Genomic DNA, 15,206 nt, shown 5'->3' with positions numbered 1-15,206 from the left:
AATAAGTAGAGTTGTGTTTTTTATTTAAATTTGTACTAAATAATACACTTAAATGACACAAATTAATAAAGGTGCATTTATTATACAACTTAATTAACTTGATAAAAAATGAATTTATAGAAAGAATGGGCATAAAGCCATACAAAGCAAAGGGTTTTATCGGGTTTTCTGGCCTATCTCCAGCCAAAAAACCCATACAGTTAAAGTGGTTATCATTCAAATAATACAGCGGTTGTCAGGCGAGAAGTACAACACAATTTGCCTTGCTCATTGAAAATCTCAATATTCCATACTTGCTGACGACGCCCTAAGTGAATAGGTTTACATATGCCTTTAACAACTCCTGAACGAGCCGCACGAACATGATTGGCATTGATTTCTAACCCGACCACCTTTTGTTCTCCTTCCGAGCACATATAACCCGCAATTGAACCTAAGGATTCAGCTAATACAACAGAAGCACCGCCATGCAATAACCCAAAAGGCTGTTTGGTGCGATGATCAACAGGCATTATCCCCTCTAAATAATCATCTCCAATTGCCGTGATTTCAATGCCGAGATGCCCTAACATGCAGATTTTTGACATTTCAGTGAGTTGTTGCAAATTAAATTGACGTTTCCAAATCATTAAACTATCTCCAGCAGCGCTTGAATCGGATGTTTTATCGATACATTTTCCATTCGTTTTACTTGGCTACGGCAAGAATAACCTGAACTTAAGCAGCGTTCTTTTGGCAAAGAAGACATCGCGCCTTTCCACGATAAGTTATAAATTCCTTTTGAATTTTCAAGGTTGGCGACTTCGTGTCCATAAGTCCCAGCCATACCACAACAGCCAACACTAACATTATTTAATGTTTGCCCAAAGCGTGCAAATAACACAGCCCATTGATTCGCACTATTAGGTAAAGCCGTTGATTCAGTACAATGACCGAAAAAATACCACGGCTGGGTCGATGCGGTTTGCACATTGTGTGGCGCAGGCAATGTCATTAACCATTCATGCGCCAACATCACAGTAAATTGGCAGTGGTCTTTGCCCAAAATTTCATGGTATTCATCGCGATAACAAAGTACCAATGCGGGGTCAACACCAACCATTGGCAACTGCAATTTTGCCACTCGGTTTAAAAAATCTGCCGTCTTACGAGCCGTTTTAGCAAACTTCGCTAAAAAGCCTTTGATGTGTTGTGCTTTTCCATTCGGCGAGAACGGTAGCAACACAGGTTTAAGACCTAATTTCTCAATTAAATGGACAAAATCTGCCACCACTTTGGCATCGTAATAACTCGTGAAAGGATCTTGGACCACCAGCACATAGTTTTCACGCTGTGAAGCAGTCATACTTTCAAGTTGTTCAAGCGTGAGAGAAACCGCAGCATGGCCTGAAAGTTCTTGTTTTAACGTTGGTTGAGAAAATAACGGTAAATCGACCATACCAATGGTGTGCTGGCTCAATTTTTGCACCACTGGTTGACGCAAGAAGAAATTAAATACGCCAGGTAGTTTGGAAAATAATGGCGCACTTGCTTCAACGTTTGCAACAATATGGTCCCGAATAGGACGCAAATAACGCCCATGATACAACGCTAAAAATTTTGCTCTAAATGATGGGACATCAATTTTAATTGGGCATTGCGTTGAGCAAGCTTTACAGGCAAGACAACCAGCCATTGAGGCCTTCACTTCATGAGAAAAGTCATAATCACCTTGTTTAGCACGCCAAGTGTTACGTGTTTTTTCTATCAGCCCACGCAATGACGGTTGGTCTTGCGTAATGCCTTTTTCAAGGTGTTCTGGTGTAACGCCTTGTTCAGCTAATAGCCTTAGCCACTCACGGACAAGTGTCGCCCGGCCTTTTGGAGAATGAATTCGTTGGCCACTCACCTTCATCGACGGGCACATCGGGCTCTTCACATCAAAATTGAAACACAGCCCATTACCATTACATTCCATTGCACCACGGAATTCTTGGCGCATTTGGACGGGTATTTGTCGGTCATACGTTCCTCGTTTGATGCCATCAACCTGCTTCATCGGTGCATCCAGCCCCGCAGGTGGGCAAATTTTGCCCGGATTCAAGCGGTTATCAGGGTCAAATGCCGCTTTGATATTACGCAACTCACCGTATAGCACATCACCAAAAAATTCAGGGCTATATTGCGCACGGAAACCTTTCCCGTGCTCTCCCCACAACAACCCACCGTACTTAGCAGTTAACGCAACAATTTCATCAGAAATTTGTTTCATCAATACTTCTTGCTGTGGATCGCACATATCAAGCGCTGGACGAACATGTAATACCCCGGCATCCACATGACCAAACATACCATAATTCAATTTATGACTGTCTAATAACGCACGGAATTCCACTATATAATCAGCAAGATGCTCAGGAGGAACGCAGGTATCCTCAACAAATGGAATTGGCTTCGCCGCACCTTTACTGTTGCCCAACAGCCCCACGGCTTTTTTACGCATGTTATAAATACGCGTAATATCTTCAAGATCATGGCAAGTTTGATAGCCAATCACCCCAGCTTGATTATCCGCCATTAATTCATCTAAGCGTTGGCACAAGCTTTCAGTCAATTGATTGATTTCATTTTCATCATCGCCACTAAATTCAACGATGTTTAACCCTAACATCTCTTTGTTTGGCACATCCGTAATTAAGGCTTTGACGGAATGCCAAACGATGTCTTCTTTTGCCAGATTAAGCACTTTTGAATCCACAGTTTCAACTGATAGCGCTTTAGCTTGCACCATAAAGGGAGCATTACGCAGTGCAGACTCAAATGAGTCATATTTCACATTCACTAAACGACGGACTTTAGGGAGTGGTGTAATATCCAATGTTGCTTCAGTGATAAAGGCAAGGGAGCCCTCTGAACCAGTGAGAATACGAGTAAGGTCAAATTCTGTTAACTCATCATTAAACACATGACGTAAATCATAGCCTGTCAGAAAACGATTTAATTTGGGAAATTTTTCTTCAATTAAAGAGCGTTGCTTTAAACAGCGTTCTAGCACCGTTTTATAAATGTGCCCTACTGTAGAATCTTCTGACGCAATCGTTTGGGCGAGTTCAATAGGCATAGCACGCGTATCTAAGCATTCTCCCCCTATGACCATAGCTTTGACGCCTAACACGTGATCAGAGGTTTTACCATATACTAATGAGCCTTGACCTGATGCGTCAGTGTTGATCATTCCACCTAGTGTTGCTCGGTTACTGGTAGATAGCTCTGGTGAAAAGAAATAGCCATAAGGTTTGAGGAATTGATTTAATTGGTCTTTGATGACCCCCGCCTCAACCTTAACCCAACCTTGCTCTGGGTTTATTTCTAAAATTCGATTCATATAACGGGACATATCCACAACAATCCCTTCGGTTAAGGATTGCCCATTAGTTCCCGTTCCCCCTCCCCGTGGGGTAAAGCTAAGCTCACGAAATTTCGTTTGCCCCGCAAGCCGAGTGATTATTTGTACATCTGCACTCGAACGCGGAAACACAACCGCTTGGGGTAATAGTTGGTAAATACTATTGTCTGTCGCCATGGATAAACGCTCAGCATAGCTGGTGCCGTTATCCCCAGTAAAACCGTGTTCTTGTAGCTCATGCAAGAACTCAATAACTAAATGACTAAGATGAGGAGCTTCTGATATACGCGGGATCATTATTAACGATGACTCTTGTTGTTTAGTGTTCGCATTACTCGTTATGTACTATCTTTATTTTAAGTTGCACAATAGTGTCTGAGGTCTATGATGAGTTACCTTCACAGCCTGTAAAGACAGCACAGCCGCTGATGACATTGTCATCATGAACCATATCACAATATTGTTTTTTTTAACCGTGAAAAATAATTACGTTATTTTCACCTAAAAATTTGCTACACACGCAGAATTTTCATTTACAAAGGATCAATCATTAATGGAAAAATCGCAAAAACGCTTGGATCTTCCCAAACTTATTTTCGGCCTATTATCCATCGTTTTAATGATAGCAGCCTGTTTTTGGGTACTTAATCCATTTATTCTTGGCTTTGTATGGGCGGGAATGATGGTAATTGCAACTTGGCCACTATTATTAAGACTAGAAGTTCGCTTATGGCGCAAGCGCTGGTTAGCTGCATTAGTGATGGTTCTTCTTATATTACTATTATTCGTTATCCCATTAGGTATCCTAATTGGCAGTATTATTGAAAACAGTACTCCACTTATTGATTTAGCTAAATCACCATCAAGCCTAACACTGCCTGATTTAGAATGGCTAAATACTATCCCGATGGTAGGTGAAAAAATTTACTACGCATGGCATAGCTTAGTTGCCAGTGGGGGTAATGCTTTACTGGCCAAAATTCAACCCTACTTTGGCCAAGCTGCAGGGTGGTTTGCCACTCAAGCCATTAGCGCAGGAAGATTTGTTTTTCACTTAATGTTAATGCTGCTGTTTAGTGGTTTACTCTATCTTAAAGGCGAATCAGTCATGGTTGGTATCCGCCATTTTGCTGTGCGTCTGGCAGGGATCCGTGGAGATGCAGCTGTCGTATTAGCAGCGCAATCTATTCGAGCCGTTGCGTTAGGTGTTGTCGTGACTGCACTAATTCAAGCCATCGTCGGTGGTATTGGCCTCGCCCTTTCTGGCATCGGTTATGCAGCAATCTTGACTGTTCTATTGTTTATTTGTTGTGTGGCTCAATTAGGACCTTTATTAATCATGATCCCTTCCGTGTTATGGCTGTTTTGGACAGGAGATACGACCTGGGGGATCATCTTGGCCATTTGGGCTGCAGTTGTCGCTACTATGGATGGCGTTCTTCGCCCATGGCTAATTAAAATGGGCGCAGACTTACCCATGGTTCTAATCCTTGTTGGTGTTATTGGGGGAATTTTATCATTTGGTATGATTGGTTTGTTTATCGGCCCGGTTGTATTAGCCGTTTCTTACAGCTTATTAAAAGCTTGGATGAACGAAGTCGCTGTTCCGAATGAAGACTTAACAGAAACTGAAAAGTTTCTAGAGGAAGAGTTTTCGATTAAAAAGTAGTATACCGCCAATTAGTCGCAGGTATGTTTAAGCTATACATGCCTGCGAACTTAATAAATCCAGCTCCATTAATATTTAGAAACAATATTTAACATTCTAACGTTAGTATTTAGTCTAATTTATGTTAACATAAATCTATTGAATTAATTCTCTTTAAGTAACAATGAGTAATATTAATATTGAGAGTGTTCTTAATGATTGTATAATATGAATAGTTTAATATTCAATTATTGAATCATATGAATCTAAGAAGCCGCACCCTTCCCCTTTTAGGCGTTGCTTTATTAAAACTGAATTGCTGTGTGTAGTCTTTGCCTGTCAGCCCATGATAGGCTTTTTTTTTATCTTTATTTAATATGAATACTATTCATGTCATAATCAGAACATCACTTTATAATTATTGATTAACATCAATTTTTGTCATTATTATTCGTTATGATACTCCTTTAGCGTTATATAATTAATTAACTTGCGTTACTCTTATTTAGCATATATTTGCCTGTTAAATTTAATACACATAATAAGGGTAATTATATAAGACTTATTGGTTGTTTATGCCTAAAAAGCATTACACAACCACTTATTCAAAACTATTTAATATCAAACTACCTATTATAGAATTTATCAATTTCTATAATAGGTAGTTTTGATTAAGTAAACACAAAGGCTGAATGTTATTCACATTCAGCCTTGATAATTAAAAAACTAAATAGTTATTGATTTTCAGCTATCGTTAGCCATGTTTGCACGACGGTGTCAGGGTTTAAAGATAAACTATCAATACCTTCATCAACCAACCATTGAGCAAAATCTTGATGATCGGATGGCCCTTGCCCACAAATGCCTACATATTTATTTTGGCGTTTCGCAGCCTGTATTGCCATGGATAGCATCGCTTTCACGGCATCGTTTCGTTCATCGAATAATTCAGAAACAACCCCCGAGTCCCTATCAAGACCTAACGTTAACTGAGTCATATCATTCGAACCGATAGAGAAACCGTCAAAATGTTCGAGGAATTGATCAGCCAGTAAAGCATTTGATGGAATTTCGCACATCATAATAACTTTTAAGCCATTTTCACCACGTTTCAAATCATGTTTAGCCAATTCTGCAACTACGGCTTCCGCCTGTGCAACCGTGCGAACGAATGGGATCATGATTTCAACATTTGTTAGGCCCATGGTATTGCGAACACGTTTAACCGCTTCACATTCCAATGCAAAACAGGCACGGAAGCTATCAGACACATAGCGCCCTGCACCACGGAAACCTAACATTGGGTTTTCTTCTTCAGGTTCATAAATATCCCCACCGACTAAGTTGGCATATTCGTTTGACTTGAAGTCAGATAAACGGACAATAACGCGTTTTGGCCAGAAGGCTGCGGCTAACGTCGAAATTCCTTCGGTTAATTTACCGACATAAAATTCAATCGGGTCATCATAACCCGCCATCATTTGGCGAATTTCTGCTTGTAGCTCAGGAGATTGCTTATCAAATTCCAGCAACGCTCTTGGGTGAACACCAATCATACGATTGATGATAAATTCAAGCCTAGCTAAACCCACGCCTTCATTAGGTAAACAAGCAAAATCAAATGCACGGTCAGGGTTACCCACGTTCATCATAATTTTGACATCTAGGCTTGGCATATCACTCACTTCAGAGCTATGAATCTCAAACGCTAGTTTACCTTCATATACAAAGCCTGTATCACCTTCAGAACAAGAAATAGTCACCTCTTGGCCTTCTTGCAAGCGGTCAGTCGCATCACCGCAACCGACAACGGCTGGAATCCCTAACTCACGAGCGATAATCGCAGCATGGCAGGTGCGCCCACCACGATTGGTAACAATCGCAGCCGCTTTTTTCATGATAGGCTCCCAATCAGGGTCGGTCATATCGGTAACAAGTACATCTCCCACCTGAATTCTATCCATTTCACTCAAGTTATGAATAACTTTAACAGCCCCTGAGCCAATTCGATGACCAATTGCACGTCCTTCAACTAAAACTTGTCCTTGTTGTTTTAATTGATAACGCTCCATCACTTGTTGATTAGAACGAACAGTTTCTGGTCTGGCTTGAACTATATACAAACGTCCATTATGACCGTCTTTTGCCCATTCAATATCCATTGGGCGACCGTAGTGTTTTTCAATCTGTAAAGCTTGGCGTGCAAGCTCTTCAACTTCGTGATCAGCCAAAGAGAAACGATTGCGTAGAGCCTCTGGCACATCTTCGATTTGTACTTGTTTTCCGTGCTCTTTACTGTTGGCATACACCATTTGTAATTTTTTTGAGCCCAGTGTACGACGTACAATCGCAGGACGGTTATTGGTTAACGTTGGTTTGTGAACATAAAACTCGTCAGGGTTCACAGCGCCTTGTACCACCATCTCACCTAAACCATACGCAGAGGTGATAAATACAACTTGATCGAAGCCCGATTCAGTATCAATCGTAAACATGACACCCGATGAGGCTAAATCTGAACGTACCATGCGTTGAACACCCGCAGAAAGTGCTACGCCGCGGTGATCATAACCTTGGTGAACGCGATATGAAATCGCACGGTCATTAAATAGTGAAGCAAAAACGTGTTTAATCGCAACTAAGACTGCGTCTATCCCTTGAACGTTAAGGAATGTTTCCTGTTGCCCTGCAAACGAAGCGTCAGGCATATCCTCAGCAGTTGCCGATGAACGGACAGCAAATGAGGCTTCCGCTTCACCTTCTGACAGTTGCGCAAATGCATCACGAATATCTTGTTCCAACTCCTTCGTCAGTGGTGTATCAATCACCCATTGACGGATCTGAGCACCTGCTACAGCCAGTTGGTTCACATCATCAATATCCGTTTCATCTAGCAGGTTATAAATGCGCTGATTTACACCGCTCTGCTCCAGAAAATCATTAAACGCCTGTGCGGTTGTCGCGAAACCGTTAGGTACGGATACTCCCAGATCAGATAAGTTAGTGATCATTTCACCGAGAGAAGCATTTTTGCCCCCAACACGGTCAACATCATTCATCCCTAATTGGTTATACCAAAGTACATTACACGGAGTGAGGCCATTTGTGGACATTGAAAGCGATCCTTTTATAGCAATTTAGTGACAGAGTACAAATCGTAAAAAATCTCGTTGGCGAAAATTCGCCTCGTGAAATAGACTAGCACAGACGCTAAGAGAAGATGGACAGGTGAATCGTTCCATCACTGAAGAAAACTTTTTTGTTCTATAAATCGTTCAAAAAATGGCTATAGTTCCCCCTATAAACTAATTTTTAAACTTTAAACAAAGATAATATCTCCCAATATCCAGTGATAAATACAATAAGAGACAAATAATGATGACCGAATTAGGAGCAATGAATAATATGGCAAGCCAAGTTCAACGCACTGTTTTTTTTATTTCTGATGGAACAGCGATCACCGCTGAAACTTTGGGACACGCCGTACTTTCTCAATTTCCTCTGTCATTTATTTCTTATACTCTGCCGTTTGTCACAAGCGAAGCTCGCGCGCAGGAAATTAAACAAAAAATTGATATTATCTTCCATGAAACGCAGTTGCGCCCTTTGGTTTTCTATTCGATTATCTCCCCCGAAGTAAAGCAAATCATTACTCAAAGTGCCGGGTTCTGCCAAGATATCGTCCAGAGCTTAGTCGCCCCGATTCAAAAAGAAGTCGGCCTAGAACCTGAGCCCAAACTTAACCGAACCCATGGTTTATCTATGCAGAATATGAATCAATATGATGCACGTATTGCTGCCATTGAATACACACTGGCTCACGACGATGGGATTTCGTTACGAAACCTAGACCAAGCCCAAGTGATACTGATAGGGGTTTCACGTTGTGGTAAAACACCAACAAGCCTCTATTTAGCGATGCAATTTGGTATCCAAGCTGCAAACTACCCATTTACGGCTGACGATATGGATAACTTACAGTTACCAGCCGCATTACGCCCATATACGCATAAATTGTTCGGTTTAACTATCAGCCCTGAACGGTTAGCTGCCATCCGTGAAGAGCGCCGTGAAAATAGCCGCTATGCTTCCATAAGGCAATGTCGTATTGAGATAGCTGAAGTTGAAGCTTTATTTAGACAAAATAAAATCAATTACTTAAATACAACTAACTACTCTGTTGAAGAAATTTCCGCAAAAGTGATTGATACCATGGGCTTACAAAGACGAATCTTTTAATGAATACAAATAAAAAAAATATTCATTCCAGCTAAGTTGGAGGTTGAAATTACGCCACATTCGTTTATTGTGATCTTAATCACTTATAGGGCATACGCCTATTAAAGTTCTTTGAGAAAGAAAATGCACAAAACTGATGAATTACGTACTGCGAGAGTGGATAGCTTAATTACCCCACAAACTCTCGCTGATGAGTTTCCTATTTCCCAAAAAGTCGCTGAAAACGTGACAGCGTCACGCAAACGCATAGAACAAATATTATCCGGTCAAGACCCGCGTTTGCTGGTTATTGTTGGCCCTTGTTCGATTCATGACATCGATGCGGCTATTGAATACGCTAAAAAATTAAACGCATTAAGAGAGCATCATCAAGACCGTTTAGAAATCGTCATGCGAACTTACTTTGAGAAACCACGCACTGTCGTGGGTTGGAAAGGGTTAATTTCTGACCCAAACCTTGATAATTCTTGCCAAGTTAATACCGGTATCCGGTTAGCTCGTAAATTATTAATTGAAGTTAACCGATTAGGGTTAGCTACGGCAACCGAATTCCTTGATATGGTCACCGGGCAATATATTGCAGATCTGATTAGTTGGGGTGCAATAGGCGCTCGCACAACAGAAAGCCAAATTCACCGTGAAATGGCATCCGCATTGTCTTGTCCTGTTGGTTTCAAAAATGGCACAGACGGTAATATTAATATTGCCATTGATGCAATAAGAGCTGCAAAGGCACAGCATATGTTTTTATCACCAGATAAAAACGGGCAAATGACCATTTACCAAACTAGTGGTAATCCACATGGTCATATCATTATGCGTGGGGGTAAACAACCTAATTACACTGCCGGTGACTTAGCCGCAGCTTGTGACAAACTACGTAAATTTGAATTACCAGAGCATTTAGTGGTCGATTTCAGCCATGGTAATTGCCAAAAAATTCACCGTCGCCAACTCGAAGTTGCTCGAGACATCGCTGAACAAATAAAAGATGGTTCTACCGCTATCAGTGGTGTAATGGCAGAAAGCTTCTTGGTTGAAGGTACGCAAAAAGTGGTTTCTGGCCAACCTTTGGTTTATGGTCAATCAATTACCGACCCATGCCTTGGCTGGGAAGATACCGAGCAACTTATTGAAATTCTTGCTCAAGCTGTTGAATCACGCTTTAAATAAACCCAATAATTCCAAAATTCTTCTATTACAAGCCCTTTAGTGAACAAAACTAAAGGGCTTTTTATATTTAAAACAAAAATAATTATTATTTAAATATAATTAAAACGATATAATAATCCAACTAATCAAATAAAATAGAATTTTAATCCAAAAAATCTTGACCCCACCCCACTCTAACGATAATAATTCTCACTACGAACTAATTTATGCGTTAGGTTTCCTGTAGCCCAGCCCGACTATCCGCTACAACATTACAGTGCTAAATAGTTCTAACAAATAAATACACTACGCGAACACTTATTGCATGCCACCCAGAGATTTTATCCAGGCAGCCAGCAAATTTTGAAACTAAAGGAAAGGATTTCCTATGCTGTTTAAATCAATGCCTACATCACCTCATCAAGAACATAAAATATCACTCTCCGCGATTGCAGCCACCGTTGTAATGACAGGGTTTAGCAACACAGCCTTAGCTGAAAATTTATCACCCGCAAAAGCAGTGTCAAAAACGGATTCTCGGGACATTATTCATGTTTCTACCACGCCTTATGACTTAGAAAAAATTGCTGTTGCAGAGAATGTTGAGGTTATTGATGCACAATCACCCGAGCAGCAAGCCGCCACATCCGCCCTTGATTTATTAAAAGGCCAACCTGGGGTGTTTGTCTCTGGTTCCAATAGTACTTATGGGCAGGGTATTCAAATGCGGGGCTATGATTCCCGAGGTGTAAAAGTCACCGTTGATAATATCACTCAGGACTTTAATTCCGGCCTATATGATGCAACATTTATTGACCCAACTTTAGTAAAAAAGGTGTACATCCATAAAGGATCCTCTTCGATACACCATGGCGGTGGCGCTTTGGCAGGGGTAATCTCTTTCAAAACATTAAATGCTACTGATATTTTGAAGCCCAACCAAAATCTAGGTGGGCGTGTTTTTAGCGGTATTGATCACAATGACCATAGCTACTATATGGGAAGTACGCTATTCAGTCGACTTAACTCCATTGATACCCTAATCAGTTACAGCCAGCGCAAGAAAAATTTGATTAGCTCACCTGATTTTACACATATCGATAATCATGAAAATATTCAGAATTGGATGCTAAAAACCACATGGGCAGCGACTCCCTCTTACCTTTTTGCAATTCAGTTAAAAGATTATCGCAATGAAAGTTTAGGAGTAAAACAACCCGCTAAACCGACAATCAAAGAGCGTTACCCAAATACACCACATGAAAGAAGCAGCCGCCAATTTGATGTCGCGATAAACCAATACTTTACCCCTAAAAATAACGTTAACTGGCAGGCTGAGTGGGATATTTACTATACTGATTTATCTCTAGACCAAACTGACAAGGTCAAGGTCACCACAAAACCCAAAGAGTACGGCACAGAAAAGCGAAATCAATACACCTATGGAACTAAATTCGCCAATAGCTTCACCATTCCAATGTATCGCTGGGCAAATCATCATATCCAAAGTGGGGTTGAGTATTACGCACAACAACAAAAATCAAACCAATATGCGATTAGCTACCCGACAGCGTCATTGACTAATACCTCAGGTTGGCTAGTCAATGACATGACATTACAACACTTACCTATTACTTTCTCAGCAGGTATTCGTTTTACACAATATCAAACAGATAGCGCGCACATCGCTAAAAATATGCATACTAATTGGTCGTCACGTTTCGCTGTCAGTGCCACTCCCCAACATTGGGTAAATATTTTTTCTTCTTATTCGGAAAGTTACCGCACCCCACGCATGAGCGAGCTGTATAACAATTCAAATCATTTCACGATCCCCTTCATCGGGATGAAATCAGACTTCCGCCCTTCCCCAGAATTACTACCGGAAGTCAATAACACTGTAGAGGTTGGGTTAAAACTTAGTTTCGATGATCTGCTAATAGCGAGAGACTCTCTACATTTTGGTTCAACTTATTTCTATACAAAAGCCAAAAACCACATTGCTCTTGAAGGTGAATACCCAAAAGAATTTAACATAAGAAAATTTAGAACCGAGCATTTTCCGAAAGAACTTTATTTTGTAAATATACCTTCTGCCACTATTCGCGGATTTGATAGCTTTATCCATTACAAAACACAATGGTTTGAGCTTAACCTCAGTCACAACCTAACCCAAGGTAACGAAGATGGCTCACATTACTCTCTTTCATCAATACGTCCTGAAACCCTAGTTGCTCGCTTCAATGCTCCCGTACTTGAAACAGGAGTCAATATCGGCTGGATCGGTGAATTTACGGGAAAAACTGCATTTGAAGGTAATGTAAAATACCAATTATCACACCATAAATCGGATAAAGGCTTAGACCGCTACCACAAAGAGGTTATTCAACACGCGGGTTATAGCCTGCATGATTTTTACCTCAACTATCAAGCCGACCAATTTATTAAAGGCCTCAGCTCTACACTAACAATGAAGAACGCATTCGATAAACAATATGTTTCTTCAATGGGTGTTCCTCAGGAAGGTCGAAATTTCCACCTTAACGTAAATTACTCATGGTAACGCATTAAAAATCGCATGTTATCAACTGGTTTGACTAGCATTTAAAATAAAACAAATCAGTTGATGACTTTCCCCCGTCAATCTTAATTTTTCAAGGAAAAATTTGTGAACTCAAACCTCTACAATGATTACCAACAAATTCAAAAATCACATTCTGACTTATGCCCTCACAAAATCGCTGCCTTACTTCAGGTTTCAGAAGCACAACTAGTTCATTGCCGTGTAGGAAATGAGAAAGTTCTTCGATTATCGGGAAAACCGGCAGATATCTTGCAAAATTTAGTCTCTATCGGCCAAGCGAAGGGAATAACACGTAATAGCTATGCCTCCAGTATTCAAACCGGTGAGTATAGTAACCCACGGTTTAGTCACCATGGCGGGCTATTTTTAAATCCTAAAGCACTCGATTTACGCATGTTTTTTACACAATGGGATTCCACTTTTGCCCTGGTTGAAGAAACCTCAACAGGGCTACGCCATAGTATGCAATTTTTTGATAAGCATGGGGACGCATTGCATCAGGTTTATGCTACAGATAAAACCGATATGGCTGAGTGGCAGGCTATTGTTGAACGCTATGCTACGCTGGATAACTTACCCATTGCACCAAAAGAAATTCTCCCATTCTCAACACAAGAAATTAATCCAGAATTAGCCACTGAGCTAGAACAACAATGGCGAGATATGACTAATGTGCACCAGTTTTTTGGGATTTTACAAAAACATAATTTAAGTCGCCAGCAAGTTTTTCGCGCAGTTAGCCAAGAATTAGCATGGCAAGTTCCTACCACCGCCTTATCTGATCTGCTTTCTCTTGCATACCAAGCACAAAATGAGGTGATGCTTTTTGTCGGAAATCGTGGCTGTGTTCAGATTTTTACTGGCAAAATAAAAGAGTTAACAAAAAATAATTCGCTCAATATTTCTGGTCATAACTTTCAATTGCATTTCATTGAAAATGGTATATCCGAATGCTGGGTGACTCGAAAACCGACTAAAGATGGGTTTGTAACTAGTTTAGAGGTCTTTGATAATCAAGGTAATCAACTTATTCAAATGTATGGGCAACGTATAGAAGGTACACCAGAACAAATAGAATGGAGTAAACAAATTCTCTCTATATCTCGCATATAGTAATAGTTTTAAAAAATCATTGGGGTTCTAGTGGTAAATTTCTGAATGCTATTTACGCAAATATTGTGATTAAATTAGAGATGAAATTTACTATTGAGCCCTCTGCCCCTATCAATTCATGACAACTATATAAGCCACTTTTTGATATAGAAATAGAATAATCTTCCACCACCCAAGCAAAATGTTTTACTTGCAGCTTATATTAGTTATTGCCACTACAAATACTGTCATTACAGATATTTTTCACCATCACAATTACTTCGGAATTTCCTGTTTATTGTTATATAAAAACGATTACAAATGGAACAATAATTTTTCAATTATTTACTTGGTTAATAATTTCGAATGGATTGAACAATTTTTTTGAATATAATAAAAAAAATGCCTTCAACTCACCTAACAAAACCAAACAAATAACATAATCACTTGAATTAAAACAATTTTAAACATACAATAATGAATGTTTAAAATGTTAATTTTATCAACATCTATTGTACTGATAGTTATTCTCATTAAAAAACCGCACGTTTAGCCTATCGATATATCGGAAAAACAGGAAGAATAGACCCTAATTTCGTGAGTTATTATTAGTTATTAATGAACAATAGCCTACTTGAGTAGGAGGTAAATATGTCAGAAAGTGTAGTCAACGATATTGTTAAATGGCTTGAAAGTCAGTTGCAACGCAATGAAGGCATCAAAATCGACACAATTGCCGATAAAAGCGGTTATTCGAAATGGCATTTACAGCGTGTTTTCAAAGAAATGAAAGGTTGCACGCTTGGCGAATACGTCCGTAAACGTCGTTTATTAGAAGCAGCTAAATCATTACGTGAAGGTAACTTACCTATTCTTGACATCGCATTGCAATATGGCTTTAGCTCACAGGCGACATTTACCCGTATCTTTAAAAAGCACTTTGATACAACACCTGCAAAATTTCGCCAATCAGGTGAATTGCCTGAATGCAAAAATTTTATGACCTGTAGTTGCCATAACTAATTATTTTAAAACATCCCTTCCTATTAGTTAGTTGTAATATTGAAGTCTATGTCTGAGCCGACTATGTCGGCTCAAGGTTGTTG

At 39.9% G+C, this 15,206-nt stretch carries 9 protein-coding genes; 6 read left to right on the top strand and 3 right to left on the bottom strand.

The window, feature by feature from the left end; genetic code table 11:
* Positions 1 to 212 precede the first annotated feature (212 nt).
* Positions 213 to 629, bottom strand: coding sequence for a 1,4-dihydroxy-2-naphthoyl-CoA hydrolase (gene menI / locus PSF28_RS03435; RefSeq protein ID WP_272684640.1), 417 nt, complete (start codon positions 627 to 629; stop codon positions 213 to 215).
* On the bottom strand, positions 629 to 3,682 hold the full coding sequence (ydiJ, locus tag PSF28_RS03430) for a D-2-hydroxyglutarate dehydrogenase YdiJ (protein WP_272684639.1): 3,054 nt from the start codon (positions 3,680 to 3,682) through the stop codon (positions 629 to 631). Before ydiJ ends, menI begins: the two co-directional genes overlap by 1 nt.
* A gap of 256 nt (positions 3,683 to 3,938) precedes the next feature.
* Here ydiJ and ydiK point away from each other — a divergent pair, with 256 nt between their 5' ends.
* Entirely contained in the window at positions 3,939 to 5,054 is a 1,116-nt protein-coding gene (ydiK, locus tag PSF28_RS03425) for an AI-2E family transporter YdiK (RefSeq protein WP_210838279.1), read from the top strand.
* A gap of 713 nt (positions 5,055 to 5,767) precedes the next feature.
* On the opposite strand, the gene ppsA is transcribed toward ydiK, so the two are convergent.
* Positions 5,768 to 8,146: a phosphoenolpyruvate synthase gene (gene ppsA, locus PSF28_RS03420; RefSeq protein ID WP_210840152.1), complete on the bottom strand. Its 2,379-nt coding sequence runs from the start codon at positions 8,144 to 8,146 to the stop codon at positions 5,768 to 5,770.
* A 262-nt stretch (positions 8,147 to 8,408) separates the two neighbouring features.
* Here ppsA and ppsR point away from each other — a divergent pair, with 262 nt between their 5' ends.
* From ppsR to PSF28_RS03395, 5 genes are all read left to right on the top strand, one after another.
* On the top strand, positions 8,409 to 9,272 hold the full coding sequence (ppsR, locus tag PSF28_RS03415; protein WP_272665055.1) for a posphoenolpyruvate synthetase regulatory kinase/phosphorylase PpsR: 864 nt from the start codon (positions 8,409 to 8,411) through the stop codon (positions 9,270 to 9,272).
* A gap of 123 nt (positions 9,273 to 9,395) precedes the next feature.
* A complete protein-coding gene (locus PSF28_RS03410; protein ID WP_272684638.1) occupies positions 9,396 to 10,445 on the top strand; it encodes a 3-deoxy-7-phosphoheptulonate synthase in 1,050 nt (349 codons plus the stop codon).
* A gap of 367 nt (positions 10,446 to 10,812) precedes the next feature.
* On the top strand, positions 10,813 to 12,987 hold the full coding sequence (locus PSF28_RS03405) for a TonB-dependent receptor domain-containing protein (protein WP_210840150.1): 2,175 nt from the start codon (positions 10,813 to 10,815) through the stop codon (positions 12,985 to 12,987).
* Between the two features lie 105 nt (positions 12,988 to 13,092).
* Positions 13,093 to 14,121: a hemin-degrading factor gene (locus PSF28_RS03400; RefSeq protein WP_272684637.1), complete on the top strand. Its 1,029-nt coding sequence runs from the start codon at positions 13,093 to 13,095 to the stop codon at positions 14,119 to 14,121.
* A gap of 630 nt (positions 14,122 to 14,751) precedes the next feature.
* A complete protein-coding gene (locus tag PSF28_RS03395; protein WP_004910390.1) occupies positions 14,752 to 15,123 on the top strand; it encodes a helix-turn-helix domain-containing protein in 372 nt (123 codons plus the stop codon).
* The last annotated feature ends 83 nt before the right edge of the window (positions 15,124 to 15,206 follow it).

This window comes from Providencia sp. PROV130 (genome assembly GCF_028482225.1).
Taxonomy (GTDB): domain Bacteria; phylum Pseudomonadota; class Gammaproteobacteria; order Enterobacterales; family Enterobacteriaceae; genus Providencia; species Providencia rettgeri.
Note: the sequence above shows the minus strand (reverse complement) of the source record. Positions and strands in the feature narration are given on the sequence as shown.